Annotated in this window: 16 protein-coding genes and 1 tRNA gene; 9 read left to right on the forward strand and 8 right to left on the reverse strand. The window is 65.3% G+C overall.

The genetic code is table 11. From position 1 onward, the window contains the following. Positions 1 to 19: 19 nt before the first annotated feature. Positions 20 to 982 (reverse strand): NAD(P)H-dependent glycerol-3-phosphate dehydrogenase, encoded by a 963-nt coding sequence (locus J3P31_RS11045; RefSeq protein ID WP_210528497.1) that lies wholly within the window; start codon positions 980 to 982, stop codon positions 20 to 22. Then, a complete protein-coding gene (gene tsaD, locus J3P31_RS11050) occupies positions 979 to 2,073 on the reverse strand; it encodes a tRNA (adenosine(37)-N6)-threonylcarbamoyltransferase complex transferase subunit TsaD (protein ID WP_210528498.1) in 1,095 nt (364 codons plus the stop codon). The genes J3P31_RS11045 and tsaD overlap by 4 nt, the downstream gene beginning before the upstream one ends. Before the next feature lie 94 nt (positions 2,074 to 2,167). Between tsaD and J3P31_RS11055 the strand changes: the two genes are divergently transcribed. The 6 genes from J3P31_RS11055 (at position 2,168) to J3P31_RS21850 (ending at position 8,114) form a co-directional block, all read left to right on the forward strand. Continuing rightward, a complete protein-coding gene (locus J3P31_RS11055; protein WP_210528499.1) occupies positions 2,168 to 2,905 on the forward strand; it encodes a uroporphyrinogen-III synthase in 738 nt (245 codons plus the stop codon). A 584-nt stretch (positions 2,906 to 3,489) separates the two neighbouring features. After that, the gene (locus J3P31_RS11060; protein WP_210528500.1) at positions 3,490 to 4,704 is read left to right on the forward strand and encodes a COG4223 family protein; all 1,215 of its coding nucleotides are present in this window, start codon (positions 3,490 to 3,492) and stop codon (positions 4,702 to 4,704) included. A 34-nt stretch (positions 4,705 to 4,738) separates the two neighbouring features. After that, complete coding sequence (locus tag J3P31_RS11065) at positions 4,739 to 6,196, forward strand: heme biosynthesis protein HemY (RefSeq protein WP_210528501.1); 1,458 nt, start codon at positions 4,739 to 4,741, stop codon at positions 6,194 to 6,196. Between the two features lie 40 nt (positions 6,197 to 6,236). Further along, a tRNA-Thr gene (locus J3P31_RS11070) sits at positions 6,237 to 6,312 on the forward strand. A 223-nt stretch (positions 6,313 to 6,535) separates the two neighbouring features. Continuing rightward, the gene (locus J3P31_RS11075; protein WP_210528502.1) at positions 6,536 to 7,756 is read left to right on the forward strand and encodes a tyrosine-type recombinase/integrase; all 1,221 of its coding nucleotides are present in this window, start codon (positions 6,536 to 6,538) and stop codon (positions 7,754 to 7,756) included. Positions 7,757 to 7,835: 79 nt separating this feature from the next. After that, positions 7,836 to 8,114, forward strand: coding sequence for a helix-turn-helix transcriptional regulator (locus J3P31_RS21850; protein WP_368373070.1), 279 nt, complete (start codon positions 7,836 to 7,838; stop codon positions 8,112 to 8,114). A 305-nt stretch (positions 8,115 to 8,419) separates the two neighbouring features. Here the strand turns inward: J3P31_RS21850 and J3P31_RS11085 are convergent, their stop codons facing one another. From J3P31_RS11085 to J3P31_RS11095, 3 genes are read right to left on the reverse strand one after another with little or no spacing between them, the layout of a single operon-like run. Then, positions 8,420 to 8,878 carry a M67 family metallopeptidase gene (locus J3P31_RS11085; RefSeq protein WP_210528504.1) on the reverse strand — a complete coding sequence of 153 codons (459 nt, stop codon included), beginning with the start codon at positions 8,876 to 8,878 and terminating at the stop codon, positions 8,420 to 8,422. Beyond that, positions 8,853 to 10,580, reverse strand: a complete 1,728-nt coding sequence (locus tag J3P31_RS11090; RefSeq protein ID WP_210528505.1) for a ThiF family adenylyltransferase — start codon at positions 10,578 to 10,580, stop codon at positions 8,853 to 8,855. The genes J3P31_RS11085 and J3P31_RS11090 overlap by 26 nt, the downstream gene beginning before the upstream one ends. Then, on the reverse strand, positions 10,577 to 11,794 hold the full coding sequence (locus tag J3P31_RS11095) for a nucleotidyltransferase domain-containing protein (RefSeq protein WP_210528506.1): 1,218 nt from the start codon (positions 11,792 to 11,794) through the stop codon (positions 10,577 to 10,579). The genes J3P31_RS11090 and J3P31_RS11095 overlap by 4 nt, the downstream gene beginning before the upstream one ends. A 116-nt stretch (positions 11,795 to 11,910) precedes the next feature. Here J3P31_RS11095 and J3P31_RS11100 point away from each other — a divergent pair, with 116 nt between their 5' ends. Further along, entirely contained in the window at positions 11,911 to 13,041 is a 1,131-nt protein-coding gene (locus J3P31_RS11100) for an SAVED domain-containing protein (protein ID WP_210528507.1), read from the forward strand. Between the two features lie 4 nt (positions 13,042 to 13,045). After that, entirely contained in the window at positions 13,046 to 14,107 is a 1,062-nt protein-coding gene (locus J3P31_RS11105; RefSeq protein WP_210528508.1) for a CBASS cGAMP-activated phospholipase, read from the forward strand. Positions 14,108 to 14,326: 219 nt separating this feature from the next. On the opposite strand, the gene J3P31_RS11110 is transcribed toward J3P31_RS11105, so the two are convergent. The 3 genes from J3P31_RS11110 to J3P31_RS11120 are packed head-to-tail and all read right to left on the reverse strand — an operon-like array spanning position 14,327 to position 17,069. Next, on the reverse strand, positions 14,327 to 15,892 hold the full coding sequence (locus J3P31_RS11110) for a 3'-5' exonuclease (protein WP_246849443.1): 1,566 nt from the start codon (positions 15,890 to 15,892) through the stop codon (positions 14,327 to 14,329). An 11-nt stretch (positions 15,893 to 15,903) separates the two neighbouring features. Next, the gene (locus J3P31_RS11115; RefSeq protein ID WP_210528509.1) at positions 15,904 to 16,866 is read right to left on the reverse strand and encodes a hypothetical protein; all 963 of its coding nucleotides are present in this window, start codon (positions 16,864 to 16,866) and stop codon (positions 15,904 to 15,906) included. Positions 16,867 to 16,880: 14 nt separating this feature from the next. Further along, positions 16,881 to 17,069: a hypothetical protein gene (locus J3P31_RS11120; RefSeq protein WP_210528510.1), complete on the reverse strand. Its 189-nt coding sequence runs from the start codon at positions 17,067 to 17,069 to the stop codon at positions 16,881 to 16,883. A 254-nt stretch (positions 17,070 to 17,323) separates the two neighbouring features. Between J3P31_RS11120 and J3P31_RS11125 the strand changes: the two genes are divergently transcribed. Beyond that, positions 17,324 to 17,863: a recombinase family protein gene (locus J3P31_RS11125; RefSeq protein WP_210528511.1), complete on the forward strand. Its 540-nt coding sequence runs from the start codon at positions 17,324 to 17,326 to the stop codon at positions 17,861 to 17,863.

The raw sequence follows: 17,863 nt of genomic DNA on the forward strand, positions 1-17,863 counted from the left end.
TGTCTGTCCCGCGCCTGTCCTATTCGGCCCTGAGCGGACGGTCGAGAAGTCGCCGCAGGGCCGAGCCGACATCGCTTCGTCCGTCCACAAGGGCCGCCACCGCATCGGTCACCGGCAAATCGATTCCCAGGCTCTGCCCCAGCCGTGCGGCCGCGAGGGCCGTCGCCGCCCCCTCGACCGTGACGCCGGACTCGAAGGCCTCGCCACGACCCAGGTGAAGGCCGTAGCGGTAGTTCCTGGAGCCCGGCGAGGTGGCGGTGAGCACGAGATCCCCAAGGCCCGACAGCCCCATCAGGGTCTCTGCCTGGGCTCCCAGGCGCAGGGCCAGGCGCTGCATCTCGGCGAACCCGCGCGTCAGCAGGGCGGCGCGGGCCGACTCGCCGAAGCCACCGCCGATGCAAGCCCCGCAGGCGATCGCAACGACGTTCTTGAGGGCCCCGCCCAACTCGGCCCCCACGAGGTCGGTCGTGCGATAAAGGCGGAGGGCCGGCGTGGACAGGCGAGCCTGCAGGCGCATCCCGTCGTCGGGGTCCGCAGCGGCCAGGGTCAGAGCGGTTGGGAGTCCGCGCGCGATGTCGGCGGCAAAGCTGGGTCCGGTCAGGATCAAGGGACGCGCCGAGGGCACAACATGCCCGATGGCGGCACTTGGACCCTCGAGCGTGGCGAGGTCGATCCCTTTGCCGCAGGCGACCAGTGGCTTGCCGGCCAATAAGGATGCGTGATCCAGAAGGAAGCCGCGCAAGGCCTGGGCCGGGATGGCCAGGAGGACGAGCTCGGCCCGCGAGACCACAGCCGGGTCCGCGCTGACGGACAGGGCTGGGGGCAGGTCCACCCCGGGCAGACGCGGGTTGCTCCGGGTGGTCGCCATGGCCTCCATGGCTGGCGCATCGCGTCCCCAGAGCGTCACGTCCCGGGTGGCGCAAAGCGCGACCGCCAAGGCCGTGCCAAACGCGCCTGCTCCGGCGACGGCGATCCCGGTCATGCCTTGGCGCCCTTGCGGCCGGCGCCGATCATGGGCGCAGCCGACTGGTCCAGGGGCCAGCGCGGCCGCGCCACGATAGCCGGATCCGGGGGCAGGCCGATCCGCGCCCGCTCGATCCCGGCCCAGGCGATCATGGCGGCGTTGTCGGTGCAGAGCGCGAGCGGCGGAGCCACGAACGCCACGCCTTCCCGCTCGCACAGGGCCTGGAGCCGGGCGCGGATCGTTCCATTCGCCGCCACACCGCCGGCGACGGCGAAGCTGGGGCTCTCCGGTGCGTGCGTCCGATAGATCGCAAGGGCCCGTCGGGATTTCTCGACCAGCACATCGGCCACGGCGTTCTGGAAGGCAGCGCACAGGTCGCGCCGGTCACCCTCGCGCAGGCCCCCGGCCCCGGCCACCAGGCCATCCCGCGTCCGGAGCACCGCCGTCTTCAGGCCGGAGAAGGACATGTCGCAGCCCTCGCGGTCCAGAAGCGGGCGCGGCAGGGGGAACCGTCGGGGATCCCCGTCCGCCGCCTCCCGCTCCACCTCGGGGCCGCCGGGCTGCGCGAGCCCCAGGAGCTTGGCAACCTTGTCAAAGGCTTCGCCGGGCGCGTCGTCGATCGTTCCCCCCAGTCGTCGGAAGTCGTCCACCCCTTCGACCAGCAGGAACTGGCAATGCCCTCCGGACACCAGCAGCATCAAATACGGAAAGGCGCAGTCGTGCGTCAGGCGCGGCGTCAGCGCGTGTCCTGCCAGGTGGTTGATGCCCCAGAGAGGCCGCCCCGTGGCAGCGGCGAGACCCTTGGCCGTCATGACGCCGGCCAGCACGCCTCCGATCAGGCCTGGGCCGGCAGTGACGGCGATCCCGTCGAGATCCGTGAGCTCCAGGCCGGATTCAGCCAGCGCGGCCTCGACGCAGAGGTCCAGGGTCTCCGCATGGGCCCGTGCGGCGATCTCGGGCACGACCCCCCCGAAGGCCGCATGGAGCCGTCCTTGTCCGCGGACCACCGAGGCCAGGATCCGTGTCCCTGCAGGGCCGTCGCGCAGCACGGCCGCGGCGCTGTCGTCACAGCTCGACTCGATGCCAAGGAAGGTGAGAGATCGGTCCATGCCTGTCCGTCCTGGAGGCCGGTCCGCCATGGGCTGGCCTCTGCCCAGGATCCGCGCGTAACATCGGTGGCGGCATCGGGCAAGGACGGGAACCATGAACGGGGCGGCACGTCTCTTGCTCACGCGTCCTCAGGCGGCATCGGAGCGGCTCCTCGACGCCTGCGAGGCCGTGTGGGGCCGCCCGATCCCCGCGATCATCAGTCCCGTGATGGCGATCCAGCCAAGAGCCGTCGATCTGCCCGAACGGCCCGACGGGCTCATCCTGACCTCCGAGCATGGGGCGAGGCGGGCCGGGGCGCTCGGACTGGCGGGTTTGCCTGCCTGGTGCGTGGGACGCCGGACAGCCGACGTGGCGGCGGCCGAAGGGCTCCAGGCTCGTGTCGCCGGTCAGGAGGCCGAGGAGTTGGTCGAACGGCTGCTGACCGAACGGCCCTCCGGCCTCCTCCTGCACCTCCGGGGCGAGCACGCCCGCGGAAACATCGCGGCGCGGCTGAACGCCGCTGGGCTTTGCGCCGGCGAAGCGGTGGCCTACAGCCAAGAGGCCCTGCCTCCCACTCCCGAAGCCCATGCGGCCTTGCAAGACCCCGATCCGCTCGTCGTGCCGCTGTTCTCGCCGCGCAGCGCAACGCTCCTGGCGGCCTGGACGCCTGCTGCGCCCCTGGACGTCATCGCCCTCAGCGACGCCGTCGCCCAGGCGGCGGGTCCCTTGCGACCCGCGAGCCTCGTGACTGCGGCGGGTCCGAACGGCACCGCCATGGTCCAGGCCATCCTTGATCGGTTCACCGGGTTGCAGGCCTCCGGCTTGAGGGGGGCAAGAGAGCAGATTAGGTAAGGATCGGCACCTGGTCCCGAGTGACCCTTAGCGAAGGAACGAACATGGCGCGCAAGCCGGGCCCCGACGATGGGGCAGAGGTCGCCCCGGAGGGGCGCGCGGATCTCCCACCGACCGACCGTTCGGAAGCTCCTGACCAGGGCCAGTCCGGCGATTTCCCTGACGTCCGACAGGTCGATGTGGAGGAGCCGTCGCTCTCATCCTCCGGCGCGCCGGCGACCGAAGGGCGCGTCGAAGCCCTTTCCGAAGAAGGCCTGGTGAGCACGCCATTCGGCGAGCCCGTGACATCCGAACCTTTGGGCGGGGCCGACAGGGCCGGATCGACCGGGGCGGCACCATGGACCTCGTCCGCCTCCTCGGATCCGAGGCCGGACGACGCCATCGTCGCTGGCGGAGGCTCCGACACAGCCATGCGCGGCTCCGAGCCGCTCGGTGGCAACCATTCCGGCCTGCACGGCTCCGAGCCGCTGGTAACCTCCGGTGTCAGCTCTTCCGCGTCCCGGATCAGCGATACCGGGGCCGCAGCCCCGACGGATCCGGTCAGGCGTCCCCCTCTGTCCGATCTGCCTCCCTCAGCGGCTTCGGTGCCCGCCTCGCGTCGGAGAGGCGGCTTCGGCGGCCTGCTGCTGGGCGGCATGATCGCCGCGGCCCTTGGGTTCGGGGCGGCCTGGCTGGCGCACGACCGGTTCGGCCTGTTCCCGGCACGGCTGCCAGCCGATCTGGACCAGCGCCTGGCCGCCCTGGAGGCCGAGCCGACGGTTCCGGCAGATCAGGTGCAGGCGCTGACCGACCGTCTGTCCCAGGTCGAGGCGCGTCTCACCACCCTGGAGGAAGCTCCGGCTCAGACCGCGGACGCGACCGCCACGGCTCCCGCCGTCGATCTGGAGCCGTTGCGGGCCGAACTGGCCCAGGAGGTCCAGACGGCTCAGGAGCGCACGTCCCAACTCGAGCAACGGATCGCTGCCCTTGAGGCTCGTCCGGCCCCGCCTGCAGGGGGCGAGGCGCCGCTTGGCTCGCTGGCCGCCGAGGGGGCACCCGGACCCTCCGCCCCGGCCGTCGATGCGGAGGCGCTGCGACAGGAGGTCGTGGCCGCTCTCGAGCCCCGGTTGGGCGAGGCCGAGTCGCGGCTGACCGAGACAGGCTCGACGCTGTCGCAGGTCCAGGCCGCCGTGGACGACCTGGATCGCCGTCTGGATGCCGCCGAGGCTGCCAGCACGGCCGCGACCCAGCAGGCCCAGGCGGCCGCCAGCGCCGCCACCGAGATGGAGTCCCGCGCCACGGCTGCCGAGGCGCAGGCCCGCCGGCAAGCGGCGCTGTCCCAGGTTTCCGCCGCGCTGGACGCCGGCGAGACCTTCGAGGCTCCCTTGTCGGACCTCGCCGGAACCGGCGTCGACATTCCCGGCGCTCTGACCCAATCGGCAGGGGCCGGCGTTCCCACCCTCGCCACCTTGCGCGAGACGTTCCCGGAGGCGGCCCGCGCCGGCCTGTCCGCGGCCCGCGACCAGGGTCTTCTCGACGATGGCCCGGGCGTCCTCGGTTTCCTGCGGGGACAGCTTTCCTTCCGTTCCGTGACGCCGCGGGAAGGGCAGGACCCGGATGCGGTCCTATCGCGCGTGGAAGGCGACCTGGGGCAAGGGCGGCTGACCGAGGCACTGGCCGAGATCGACTCGCTGCCCGACCCCGTGAAGGCTGCCATGGCCGACTGGATCTCGCAGGCCCAGGCCCGGATCGACGCCGAAGCCGCCCTGGCAACCCTGCGCGACGGCGCCACCTCCTCCCAAGCCACCTCGGCCGACTGACGGCCCCAGGAACAAGAACCGAAAGGCCCCGGCCATGCTCTGGTCTCTTATCAAGCTCCTCGCCTTCGTGGCCGTCGTCGCGGGGCTCACCATCGGTGGCGCCTATCTCATGGAGCAGAGTGGCGGCGCGGTCATCGCCGTCGGCGGCTACGAGTTCACGCTCAGCCCTCTGCAGCTCGCCATCGGACTCCTGCTGCTGGCCGTCGTGGTCTGGCTGCTGCTCACGGTGTTCGGCGTGCTCGGCGCGGTCATCCGCTTTCTCAACGGCGACAACAACGCGCTTTCGAACCACTTCTCCCGTCGCAAGGAGCGCAAGGGCCTCAATGCGCTGACCGAGGCTGCCGTGGCGCTGGCGTCGGGCGATGGGCGCGGGGCGCTCTCCCGGGCGATGGCCGCCAACCGCTATCTCGACCAGCCCGAGCTGACGCAGCTCCTTGTCGCGCAAGCGGCCGAGATGGCGGGCGACCGCGCACGCGCCGAGGAAACCTACAAGATCCTCGCTCGCCACGAACGCACGCGGTTCGCCGGTGTCCGGGGTTTGCTGCGCCAGAAGCTGGCGGAGGGTGACGATGTGACGGCGCTCCGGCTGGCGGAAAAGGCGTTCGAGATCAACCCGCGCCACACCGAGACGCAGGACGTGCTCCTGCGCCTGCAGGCCGAGTCGCATGATTGGGCGGGTGCGCGGAAGACGCTGGATGCCCAGCGCAGGTCCGGAGCCTTGCCGCGCGACGTCCACAAGCGGCGGGATGCCATTCTGGCCCTGTCCCAGGCCGCCGACGTCATCGACGAAAGCAAGAGCATCGAAGCCCGCGAGGCGGCGATCGAGGCCAATCGACTCTCGCCGGATCTTATTCCGGCGGCGGTCATGGCGGCCCGCGGCTATATCGCAGCCGGCAACTCCCGCTCGGCCGCGCGCATCCTTCGGAAAGCGTGGGACGTGCAGCCGCATCCAGACCTGGCGGCGGCCTTTGCAGAGATCGTTCCGGACGAGACGCCGCAGGAGCGCCTCAACCGGTTCAAGGTCCTGACGTCGATCCGCACGGAGCATCCCGAGACGAGGATGCTGGTGGCCGAACTCCTGATCGCCGCCGAGGACTTTGAGGCTGCCCGCCGTGCGCTGGGCGACCTGCCCGAGACTCAGCCAACCGGCCGCAACCTTACCCTGATGGCCGCGATCGCCCGAGGTCTGGGCGATGATGAGGCAACGGTCCGGGGCTGGCTGACGCGAGCGCTGGCCGCCCCCCGTGGCCCCCAATGGGTCTGCGACAATTGCGGCCGCATCCATCCGCATTGGGTTCCGGTCTGCGCGAACTGCCACGCCTTCGACACCCTGAGCTGGAAGACCCCTCCTGCCGAGGCGAGCCTGCCGGGTGGAGTGGAGCTTCTGCCTCTCCTAGTGCAGAACGGGTCCGAAGGAAGAAGCTCGACGGCGATCACCCCCATCATGGAGGATCTGGAACCCGGCCGCCCAGGCCCGTCGACATCAAGTTAGGGCTTCCACCTCCTGCGGGGGGGTGCTAAAGCCCCCCTGCGCCGCAGTAGCTCAGCTGGTAGAGCACGTCATTCGTAATGATGGGGTCGGGGGTTCGAGTCCCTTCTGCGGCACCACATCTTCCCTTCAGAAGCATCCAAGAAACGCTAAGACCTTTGTTTCTCTTGGTTTTATGTTGACCTCCCGAGGCCATAAGCCTCCAGGAGACCTCAAGACATCCCGAGATCCTGATGGTATCCTTGATGGTATCTCGCTAGTCTGCGGGCCACAGGGCTCCGAAATACCATCACCTGCGCTTCGGTCAGCTCTCACCCGCTTACTTTCACTGAGCGATTCGTCATGCGGCTGACCGCTGTTGCCATTCGGGCCCTCAAGCCGGCTGAGAAGGCCTACAAGGAGACTGACGGGGGCGGGCTCCACCTCCTCGTTACGCCAGCTGGCGGCAAGCTCTGGCGGATGAACTTCCGCTTCGCCGGCCGGCAGCAAACCTTGGCGCTCGGCGCCTTCCCGGAAGTCGGCCTCGCCGAGGCCCGGGTCGCGCGCGATGAGGCCAAGAGGCTTATCGCGCAAGGAGTCAACCCCGCAGCCGAGAAGCAGGCCCGTAAGAGGGGGTCATTACCTGCACCCAAAGCTCCAAGGGGCCCGACGGTCGGGGAGCTAGCCCGCGCGTACATGGAGAAGCGCCGCCGGGAGGGCGCGGCCGCTGCCACCATGGACAAGATGAACTGGTTCATGGATACGGTCGGCGAGGAGATCCTTGCGATGGCCCCCGACACTGTGGAGCCCCGCAAGATCCTCGAGCGGCTCCGGGTCTACGAGGCTTCGGGACATCTCGAGAAAGTCGCACGAACCCGGACGTTCCTCGCGCGAGTTTACGCCTTCGCGATCGCTTCGGGCGATGCCAAGACAAACCCTTGTGCCTTGCTCTCGGAGGCACTGGCCTCGCCCCAAGTGACGCATCACCCCACCATTTTCGAACCGAGCGACTTCGGTAAGCTGCTTCAGTCCTTCGACAGCTATCGTGGGGACCCATCGGTTCACTTCGCGCTGCGGCTCGGGCCAGTGATCTTCCTCCGCTCGGCAGAGATCCGGCGCTTGCGGTGGAATCACGTCCGATGGTCCGAGGAACTCATCCGCGTGCCGGGATCTGTCATGAAGAACCATCGCGACCACATCGTTCCGCTGTCGCGTCAGGCGCGGGCCCTTCTCGAAGAGGTCCTGCCTTGGTCGGGTCCCGGCGGCGGCCGAAACGGCAACGGCCTGATCTTCCCTGGTGCGGTAGACAAGTCGCGGCCGCTATCCGAGAACACTCTTAACTCCGCGATGCGCCGGATGGGCTACGACAAGTCGGAGATCACCTTCCATGGCCTGAGGCGGACTGCCTCGACCTGGCTCAACGAGTCTGGTCTCTTTGAGAGCGATTGGATCGAGCTGCAGTTAGATCATGTGGATCGCGACACTGTTCGCCGAACCTACAACGCGGCCGAGTATCTCGAGCATCGCCGCCGTATGATGCAGTGGTGGGCGGATCGCCTCGATGAGGTTAAACTAGCTTCATAGTATAAGCTCTACTTCAAGTTTCCTGTATCAGGTCGGCCGCCCTACGTAGGATCCAGAGATGCTTTCTGGAACCTTCGCTATGTCCTCCGCACCCTGCGCCCCTGACGCTACCAGTACCCCCGACCACCCTGTCTTCATCGCCGCATCCGAGGTCCAGCGCCGTGTCGCTCTCTCGCTGAGCACGATCCATCGCTATGTTGCGAACGGCTGCTTCCCTGCTCCTCTGAAGCTCGGGCCCCGGCGCAGTGCTTGGCTCGAGGGGGAAGTAATCGCCTGGCAACTCGACGTGATTGCTGGCCGTCCGCCTGCACCCGGCACCTATATCAAGAAGCCCGCTAACGATGCCTGCGAGACCTGACCACAGGTGTGCTACTCTTTGAACAAGCTGAATGAGGAATGCTGCAAGCGTTGCGCGGGCCTGCTCTCTCTACTCCCGCCATGGTGACACTCACCAACTCAACTACCTGCGCTCCCTCTCTTTGCAGCGGCCGTCAGACAGGACCTAGTTCTCGAGGCCCCAGGCGAGGCGCTGCGGCTCTGGGCGACGTGAGCGGGCCGCTGCCTGCTGCAATTGTCGAGGCGATCGCAAGGCCAGACTTTCCGTAAGGTATGTGATGCGACTTCGGCCAGTAAAGGCGGTTCGGAAGCCAATCCGAAGTTGGGTCAGAGCGTCAGCGAAACGGCTCGGGACGGCGATTGCCGGACGAACATGTAGGCGCGTGCCTCGAACATCAGCCAATAACGCAGCCTTACGATGAGCAGGGCAGAGAAGTCGATGTCTCTCTCACCATCCACCAAGCCTTGCATCGAGGCCACATCCTCCGAACTCGGCCTGACCGGGAAGCTTGGATGCGAATGCCACTCGCCCAGGTAGTTGAACCGCTTGTAGTCTGCGCCAGTCCTCCGGAAGAATTCGCCAAGCGCTGCTGAGTGATGCTCGGGGCTGCGAACGAAGTGCGCGGCCGTGCCGGTCACCGGGTCGACGGAGAACTCGACGATCTGGAAATGATCGGGCGCGACCTGCTCCCCCATGAGGATTCCGCCGATCTCGCGCCGCCCGGCTCGCTTGAGGTATCCGCTCAGCCTGGCGCGCTGCTCACTGGGCAGGCTGATCGTGATCATCGAATGCGCCAGGCATCAGCTCGCGAAGCAACTCAAGGCTCTGCTCCAAGGAGGCTACATCGCGTTCGGCTTTCCAAGGCTCGGCGCCGACCAACTCGATCGGCCACGTCTCGAACGGAGCCGAGAAGATCCATCCCCGGCTGAGGCCGACTGCGTAGGCCGGCGAAGGAAAGGCGCTTCCGTCAGGGCGGACCAGCGTGTCTATAACAAAGCGAGCCAAATGGCCCGCTATGATGGCCACCTCCGCGTCGTCCGCAAGGAGGGGCGCCTCGTCCTCGGCTAGGCCGGCATAAGGCGCCACCGTGTGCGCCAACGGTGCCGCGACTCCGTGGGCATTACACCAGTTCACAATCTGGTTCCGCGCCGCCTGCGGCTCGGGCTCGCGCTCCGGTCGGACCCGCGCAACCAAGCCGCCGATTCCGCCGCCGAAGACCTCGCCCCAGATCATCGGCCTTTGGCTGGCCCGAGCGACGGCCGCGCAAAAGTTGAAGCAGCTGGGATCTGCCGTGGCGTCGACGATGACATCACACGCCTGTAGGCCTGACATCACGAGGTCAGTCGCCTCGGCGCTTTCCTGACCGCCAAGCGCTATGCGGTGGGCCTTAACTTCCACCTCGCCGGCGATCTCGATGAGACGCGCGCGAAGCGCATCCACCTTGTGAACACCGACGGCAGGCGAGGCGAGCTCGTTGCGCACGAGGTTGCCCTCCAGCAGGACGTCGTCATCGACGAGTGTGAAGCGACGCAGCCCCGCTCGCAGGAGCATTGCCGCTATCTTGGACCCGAGCGAACCACAGCCTACGAGGCCCACGCTCTTCTCGGCGAGTGTGGCATAGCTATACGGGACGCGGGATTCGACTGGCTCGAGCATGAGCGTGCGCGAGCGGCAGAAATGGCGAGTGCCATTCGCGTCGAACACAAGGAAGTGGGCCGGATCCTCGCTCGTCAGGATAACGAAATCCAGATCTTCGCCAGCCTGCATAGCCCGCTCCCGGAGGGCGGCGAAGCCCAGATCGCCTAGGAGAGAGGACAAGCCTTCCCGGGTCGGTGTGGGCATCGAGAAGTCAGGTGGAAGGCGAATTGCAAAGCCCCGACGAGAGGTCCCAGGCACCCCAACAGGCCAAGCCCCAACCCAAGGCGACCCCTCGATATCGGTCACGGTCGTGGCGACCACGCCAAACTGAAATTTCTCAAGAAGGCCGATCTCGACGCACAGCCCCGCTTCAAGGTGTCGCAGTCGTTCGTTGGCCGCCTGCGTTATCAGGAACCTGAAGGACGTCCCACGAACGCTCTGCCCCGAAGAGAGACGATGTGCCGAAGGCACTTCGACAGGAGCCAAGCCCCTTTCGCTGGTCAAGAGCCGATGGGCACTTTCCAACATCGTCGCGCCCGTGATGTCGGCGGTCCAATTGTCGGCACGATACTCAAGGCAGAGGCTCCCGCCGTCACCGTACTGGTGACCCGACAGCCGGGTCCCCTCACGCGGCACGACCCTGGGCGGGGCGTTCGGATGAAATTCCGAGTATGTCATTGTGAGCGGGATCACCTCGCCCTCGTGATCGACATCGAAGTCGACAGCCAGAACCGCTCCACTGGACAGATGCCATCGCACGTTGCGGAGCCAGCTAGCTCGCTCGGCAAGGTCGGCGATGCCTCGGCGCTCCGCTTTGGCTCGCGTCGGATCCTCCAGCCACCAAATCATGTTGCGCCGCCGAAGCCCTGGGGCTTCGTCGGCACCCGTTCCTTGTTGGGGAACGACAACGCCGCACTGGGAGGAGCGACAGAGGCCGCTTTGAGGAGCGTGGGTCGAGCGGCAGGCTGACGACGCCGGTAGGTACGGTCCGCGAGCTCGGTGCCCACTCCACGTTCCCAAGTCTCCGTAATGATCTTGCGGTCAGTCGAGCTCGCGGCCTGCAAGAAGTCGCCTCGCGCTCTGTCCAGCCATTCGAAGAAGGCCTGAGCCCGTTCAGGGTGCGCAGCCCACTTGTCAGCGAAGTTTTCCAAGGCGTCGGTAGGATTGGGTAACCAGTAACGGCCGGCGCGCTGTTCGATATGCTGATCCATGCCGGCGAGGATGGACGCGAGCGCCTGCCCGACGGACTCTTCTCCTTGGTAAGAGTGCGCTGAAAGAGTAGTAAGGATCACCGAAATCGGGCGGACTTCCGAGCGGCCTTCGAACATCTGATCGCGGTGGCGCTTCAGAATCATGACTGCGGCTTGGAGCGGAGTACGCACCTTGTAGTCTGGTATGTCCTCGATGCTTGCCCGAACCTGTTCAGCCAGCACCCGCTTCCTGCGTTCCAAGGTCACAGCCATACGGCTCTTGAACCACTCGCTGTAGCCCTTCGGGTTGGAACGAGGCCAGTCGTCAGTGACGTACGGGTAGCTCCAGACCTCGTTGTCGGTGATGGCGATCGCAGTTGAGGTCCATCGAGGATCGGCGCCCTTGCTTTCAAGCAGAGCACGCACGGATGCCTCGTTCGGAAGTGCGGGGACCACGTCCATGTGGAACTGCGCACCATCCGCATAGTCGAGCGCCCAACAGCGCCGCCCCTCCCTGAGGGGCTTGATCATGCTCTTCGACCGACGATAAGCCTCGATCTCTGCCCCGAGTAGCGCCTTCAACTTCTGCTGGCTGAGGTGGCCCTTGCTCAGCTTGCGAAGCTCGCACACGGAGTCGACGTCGTACTCTTCGTCCTCATTCGAGGGTCGGATCGTGGTTCCAAGACGGAAGGATCCTTGGACGTAGACCTGTGGATCGTACTCACGAACTGTCGACCCATCCCGGTGCAGCCACTCACCGAGCGACTTGTAGCTTCGCTCCGCCTCCTCGTAGCGGCTCGGCGGAACGCTCAGCTCCTCGGCGAGATCCTCTAGAAACTCGGCGCTCTCGGTCGAGAGGTCAGGTCTTCTCACATCAACCCTCCAAACATAATCCCGCTGTGAAGCCACCCCTCAGGTGATCAGCGGCCTCGACTGGACTTGGTGAATGAAACGTGAACACGATATAGTTGAGAGATGCAGGGACCGCTATGGCGAAGACGTACATTCCGGAGAAAATTCAAGTAGCATTGTGGGTAAAGGCTGGAGGCCGCTGTGAATATCGCGGCTGCAACACCGAACTTATCGGCGACTTGATCGCCGGGCGTGAAGACGGGAAGTTCGGCTTCATCGCTCATATCGTGGGCGACAGCGCCGACGGTCCGCGTGGCGATCGTGTCCGTTCACCCCTCTTAGCCAAAGACATTTCCAATTTGATGCTGCTCTGTGCCACGCATCACAAGGGTGTGGATGTCGACTACCTTGCGGACCATCCCGAAGAGGTCCTGCTCGACATGAAGGCGGAGCACGAGGACCGTATCGCCATCGTCACGGGGATCGCGGAGGAGCGTGCTTCCCACGTAATCCGGTTCGCGGCCGACATCGGGCAGAACGATGCCCTAGTCTCGACTCGCTCCATCTTCGCAGCCATGCCGCCCGACCGCCACCCTGCGCAGGGCCGTACCATCGACATCGAACTCGTTGGCTGCGACTACGCCGACCACGAGGCGAAGTACTGGGAGGTCCAACAGGACAACCTGAGGCGGCAGTTCGCGCGCAAGGTGAAGGAGCGCATCGAGCAAAGGGAGATCAACCAGATCAGCGTCTTCGCGCTGGCGCCCCAGCCGTTGCTGATGGAGTTGGGACGTCTCCTGGGCGACATCGTGCCCGTGTCGGTCCACCAAAAACATCGCGAGCCGTCGACTTGGCGCTGGCAGCCGAACCAGCCCGCGATCACGTTCCGGACTGCGGAACCTGATGGACCGCGGCACTCGAAGGTCGCGCTGAAGCTCGCGCTGAGCGCAACAGTAAACGACGACCGCATCCATGCGGTCCTGGGGGACGATGTATCGATCTGGTCGCTTACTGCAGACAACCCTCACAACGACATCATGCGCCGACCAGAAGACCTCGCAGAGTTCAAGCGGCGCGTCCGATACCTGTTTGACCGCATCAAGGCCGCCCATGGCGAGGACGCCGTAATCAATGTCTTCTCGGCACTACCCAACTCAACTGCCGTGGAAGTGGGACGCGTTTGGATGCCGAAAGCGGACTTACCGCTACTCATTTGGGATCAGAACCGCACTGTGGGCGGCTTCGTTTCCACGTTGACGATCACATAACCCGATGCCTGGACTCGGACGCCTCGGACCTGGAGAGGCCCGTTCATGGGGAGCGATCCCTAACCGCCGCGTTCCACAGGCTTGGCCAAAGGATCGGCGGTTTCGCATCTTATCGCTCGACGGCGGCGGCATCCGAGGAGTTTTCCCGGCCACGATCTTGGCCGAACTGGAGCGCCGCTATACGAACGGCCGAGCCATCGGAGATTACTTCGACTTGGTCGCAGGAACCTCGACAGGTGGCATCCTGGGACTGGGACTGGGCGCCGGCCTCACAGGACGCGATCTCCAGAACCTATACGTCGAGCGAGGCTTCGAGGTCTTCCCATCACTTCCCAGAGGCCTTTGCGGCCGCCTGAAAGGGATCTGGCGCAACGGACTTCACTACCTCCGATATCGTTATGACCAGACCGCGCTCGAGGCGCTGCTGATGGATCGACTTGGGGCACGCAGGCTCCTCGGAAGCTCCAAGGTTCGGCTGGTCGTGCCCGCGTTCGAGGGCCGCCACAGCGAGGTCTTCGTTTTCAAGACCCCGCATCATCCCGACTACAAGACCGACAGGCATGTGCCCATGGTCACAGTCGGGCTCGCGACTGCTGCGGCTCCGGCCTTCTTTCGGCCTCTGGAGCGCGGCGGCTACCTCCTTGTGGACGGGGGCGTGTGGGCCAACAACCCGGTCATGTTGGCGGTCATCGAGGCACTGACCTGTTTTACGGTTGAGCCTACCCAGATCGACGTTCTGACGATTGGCTGTGGGAACGACCCCTATGTGGTCTCATCGAAGCAGATCCAGCTGGGAGGCCTGTTCTTCTGGAAGGACGCCATCTTCGCAGCCATGCGGCTTCAGTCGCTCGCCGCGACAAACCAAGCACGGCTGTTGCTCGGGCCTCCCAACGTCATGCGTCTCGACGCGCCGACCAATGAGAAGCAGATCGCACTCGATGACTGGCGGAGGTCGGTTGAAGAGCTCGTTCCTGAGGCAGTGAAGTGCGTGGCTACGAAAGGAGACATGATTGCAGCGCAGTTCCTCTTCACGCCGGCGCAGCCTTACACGCCTTGTCCCGAGTAGAAAGCGTCACGCTGCTTACGAGCCCACCAAGCCCTTCTTCGCCAGAAACTATGTCCAACAAACGACCCCATAGCGGACAGGCCTAGATAGGGTGAGCGAACTCCCTCTGCCGCTTCCCTGGTTGGTCCGAGAACCGCGTCAGGATATCATCTGTCTGGCAAAGGGTACTAAGATTTATCCTGACGTGCCGAGGGCGACGGCGCCACCGGTAAACTGCTCTCACCCTCGTTGGACGGTGACCCTGTAGGCATACGGGCCGATCATCTCCACCAGAACCGCGTCACCCGGGATGGCACCGGTTCGCGCAAAGAACTCCCGAACCCATCCTCGCTTTCGGAAGAACTTCTTCTCTCCGTCGAGATCGGTGACTACAACGCTGTCGCCACCCCACTCGACCGTAATCGTCTGCGGAGCCGTTGCAGCTGCATTCGATCCGCCGACGACCTCCTTCGGAAAGGCGTCGAAGAAGTCCCGAAGGTAGATGTGGTTGTTGCGGATGTTCCCCGCCGTGAGCGTCGTCCGCCCGATGAGCTTCGCCGTGGGGGAACGGTTGGTTGCAACCGTTGAGGTCCCGGCCGAAAGGTTTGGCGTCTCCTCGAAATTCTCAAGGACGTCAGAGGCACTGTCGCCGTGTCCCGACGCGACGACGATCCGGCGACCGGCCTCGGCAAGCAGGACGACCTGCGCAGCCGCGCGGGCGTCCTCGCCGGCGTCGTGATGCTGGAACGACAGGTTCAGGCGGGCTTTGAGGGATGCCAATCCGTGCCCGCCGTTGCCCCGAAGCTCCGGCCAGGCCCGCCGTGCGACCTGAACGCTGTCCTTCCATTCCCATTCCGGCGCAGGACGTCCGCAGGTCTGGCAGGCAGCCTCGATCGCGCTGCGATCAAAGCCGGAGTGCTGATAGACGACAGGCCCACGCAGCGCATCGGCGAGCACCGGCAGGACCTCCCGGAACGTCGGCGCGCCCCGCACGGTCTCCGGGCCGATCTTGTGCAGGTAGGTAAAGGCCCAGCGATCCACCTGGGGATCGACGTAGGTCACCCAAGGCACGATCCTGTTGTCAGGTCGGACACAGGCGACACCGATCTGGCAGATGCTCCCCCGGTCATGGTTCGCTGTCTCGACATCGAGTGCGAAGAAGCGGAACGGACCGTCTGGAAACGGCGGCATCGCTCTGTCGTGGGTCGAAGGTGTCGTGGTGGGCCTAGCGATGCCGGCCGACGCCGCTTCGTATCTCTGCTTCTGACGCCCCAAGGCAGCAAGTTCCGAGGCGCCGAGACCGAGCCGGGTGATAATCCGGTCAACCAGGTCCTGCGGCTCTGCGTAGACTTCGCTCGCGCGCCGGTTCCAAGCCACGGCTCCGGCGGGCGCGAGCTCGATTACTGCCCTCTCGAGCCCGGCGATGTCGGCCCCATCCGGCAACGGCACCCAGACCGCCCGGCAGTACTCCGCGATGAACGCGTTCCTCAGCGCCTTTGCGATATCGCCGTCGGCGCGCGTCGCAGGATCGTTCCGCATCCGCCACATCCGCCCGGTGTTATACATACGGGAGAAGTAGTGGCTGCTGTCTTCTGAGCCGGTACGGTGCCGCTGATGGATCCGCTCGTAGAAAGTCTGCGTCGTCGAAGCCGTCGAGCCGACGTATCGCAGAGCACCGTGGTGATCCACGAGACCGTAGATCCCACGACTATCCTTCGGGGCGAGGGACGTACGTTCGGGCCCTGCCCCGAGAAGGCGAGACAGAACATCTTCGGCGGACAGGTCGGCTCCAAATCGCATGTTCATGGTCAGATCTCCTACTGCTGCCGTTCGACACGCTGCCAGGCTACGCCGCTCACAATCCCCCAGTGCCCCTTGTCGTTAGGGCGGCGCCAGCGTGGCACGGGCATGGCATTGAGCGCCGCCAGCGCGTCAGTGAAGTTGCTGAAAGTCTGCTCCTCTCCCTTTGCGCCGATCTGGTAGACGCCACCCCGGATCAGATCGGGGTTGAAGATCGAGCCGTCCCGCGCCACTGGTACAAAGGTGATCCGATCCGGCTCGATCGGCCCGGCAGGTTCGCTGTCCTCTGTCTCGACCGGTTCGTCTTCGGCCCAGATCGAGTTCAGGAAGTCCTTCCGCTTCTGAAGCCAGGTCAATGCGCTCATCGCAACGATGCCTCCCTCGGGGCCTCGTTCGAGTGGCCCCTCTGAGCCGGACAGCAGGTTGCGGACGCGCCCTTCCGAAACCCCGCCGAGGACGGCCAGGGAGTGGACGTCCACCTCTCCCCGACCGGTGTCCAGGTGATGGCGGGAAGAGGCAAGGTTCGCGATCCTGATGATTGCGTTTCCTCCACCTTCCAAGGCGCGTACGTCCGACCGGGCGGCAAAGGTGGCGACTTCCTCTACAAGGTTGGCGATCCAGCCCGCCCGCTCCTTGAGCGGAATACTTTCGGGCGTGACGCCATACATCCCGTAGAGAAGGGCATAATGAAGCCGATCGGAGATCGGCCAGACCGTGCCCGCGGCGAGAGTATCTTCAACGACGTCGCGCCAGGTCTCTGCACTGCTATGGCCGCCTGAGTTGGCAACCGGCTGAACGAGTTGCCGCAAGGGGGCAGCCGCCGCCTCCTTCCCTACCAATCCCTCGATATGCTCGAGAGCCTGGAACAGCATGTCTGCGATCCACTGGGCATAGTCCCAGTAGTGAGGATCGTCCCCATACTGGAACATCAGCTCTGAGAAGGTATCGCGCCGCGCCTCAGCGTCTGTCACGTCGTCCATGTCCATCTCTCAAGTTAGCGATGCAGTCGCCGAATGGCGCTTCTGATGTTCTGAATGTTGCGGTGGTCGGACGGGGTCATCGCCGCCACGATGAACCCAGCATCGAACCGAAGCCGACAATGACGGCCGGACACTTCTATAGCGAGCAGCGGATATCCCTCGGCGCGACACAGCGCCTCGTACTCTCGGAAGACCTTCTTCATGCCATATCCGATCAGGTGTGAATCTTGATACCACGCTTATGCCACCGAGAGCTCGGCTTGGCAATACCTCTGGTTCGTGAAATTTGCCTTCACGGTTTTGGCACGGCAAGCAGGATAGGATCGTAGCCGCTTGCGGTACTTATAGGACTAAAACGGTCGTTTTTGTCCCACCTGAGCTGACTCAGCAGCTACAAAGGCTTGACTGAGACAGAACCCTGGGCCAAAACCTCCGAGGTTTTGGGAGGGTTCTGTCCATGATCTTAGGCTACGCGCGGGTGTCGACGAGCGAGCAGAACCTTGACGGTCAGCGCGAGGCCTTGGAGAAGGCCGGGGCAGGGCGCCTCTATGCGGACACCATCACCGGCACGGCCCGGCAGCGGCCTGAGCTCAACCGCCTCCTGGACCAGCTCCGTCCGGGCGACGTGGTCGTGGTCACCAAGTATGACCGGCTCGCCCGCTCGCTGAAGGACCTGCTGGAGATCGTCGAAATCATCGAGAGTAAGGGCGCTGGCTTCCGCTCGCTGGCCGAGGACATCGACACCACCACTCCGGCTGGGCGTCTGGTGTTCCATGTCTTCGCCTCGATCGCTGAGTTCGAGCGGGGCCGGATCGCGGAGCGCACGCGCGAAGGCCTGGAAGCGGCTCGCAAGCGGGGCAGGGTAGGGGGACGGCCTCCAGCTCTGTCGCCCTCTCAGCGGGCCGAGGCTCGCCGGATGCGGGACGAGGAAGGACGGCCCATGGGTGAGATCGCCGCCCTGTTCCGGGTGAGTGCAAAGACGATCCGGCGAGCCTGA

Origin of the sequence: Rubellimicrobium arenae (assembly GCF_017916275.1) — a bacterium.
Taxonomy (GTDB): domain Bacteria; phylum Pseudomonadota; class Alphaproteobacteria; order Rhodobacterales; family Rhodobacteraceae; genus Rubellimicrobium; species Rubellimicrobium arenae.

What these genes read in the sequence shown, in the direction of transcription:
- J3P31_RS11115 (WP_210528509.1), bottom strand. Translation starts at nt 16,866, where the DNA reads ATGGACGACGTGACAGACGCTGAGGCGCGGCGCGATACCTTCTCAGAG.
- J3P31_RS21850 (WP_368373070.1), top strand. Translation starts at nt 7,836, where the DNA reads ATGTCCTCCGCACCCTGCGCCCCTGACGCTACCAGTACCCCCGACCAC.
- J3P31_RS11110 (WP_246849443.1), bottom strand. Translation starts at nt 15,892, where the DNA reads ATGAACATGCGATTTGGAGCCGACCTGTCCGCCGAAGATGTTCTGTCT.
- tsaD (WP_210528498.1), bottom strand. Translation starts at nt 2,073, where the DNA reads ATGGACCGATCTCTCACCTTCCTTGGCATCGAGTCGAGCTGTGACGAC.
- J3P31_RS11090 (WP_210528505.1), bottom strand. Translation starts at nt 10,580, where the DNA reads ATGATTTGGTGGCTGGAGGATCCGACGCGAGCCAAAGCGGAGCGCCGA.
- J3P31_RS11120 (WP_210528510.1), bottom strand. Translation starts at nt 17,069, where the DNA reads ATGAAGAAGGTCTTCCGAGAGTACGAGGCGCTGTGTCGCGCCGAGGGA.
- J3P31_RS11045 (WP_210528497.1), bottom strand. Translation starts at nt 982, where the DNA reads ATGACCGGGATCGCCGTCGCCGGAGCAGGCGCGTTTGGCACGGCCTTG.
- J3P31_RS11085 (WP_210528504.1), bottom strand. Translation starts at nt 8,878, where the DNA reads ATGATCACGATCAGCCTGCCCAGTGAGCAGCGCGCCAGGCTGAGCGGA.
- J3P31_RS11100 (WP_210528507.1), top strand. Translation starts at nt 11,911, where the DNA reads ATGGCGAAGACGTACATTCCGGAGAAAATTCAAGTAGCATTGTGGGTA.
- J3P31_RS11075 (WP_210528502.1), top strand. Translation starts at nt 6,536, where the DNA reads ATGCGGCTGACCGCTGTTGCCATTCGGGCCCTCAAGCCGGCTGAGAAG.
- J3P31_RS11055 (WP_210528499.1), top strand. Translation starts at nt 2,168, where the DNA reads ATGAACGGGGCGGCACGTCTCTTGCTCACGCGTCCTCAGGCGGCATCG.
- J3P31_RS11065 (WP_210528501.1), top strand. Translation starts at nt 4,739, where the DNA reads ATGCTCTGGTCTCTTATCAAGCTCCTCGCCTTCGTGGCCGTCGTCGCG.
- J3P31_RS11125 (WP_210528511.1), top strand. Translation starts at nt 17,324, where the DNA reads ATGATCTTAGGCTACGCGCGGGTGTCGACGAGCGAGCAGAACCTTGAC.
- J3P31_RS11105 (WP_210528508.1), top strand. Translation starts at nt 13,046, where the DNA reads ATGCCTGGACTCGGACGCCTCGGACCTGGAGAGGCCCGTTCATGGGGA.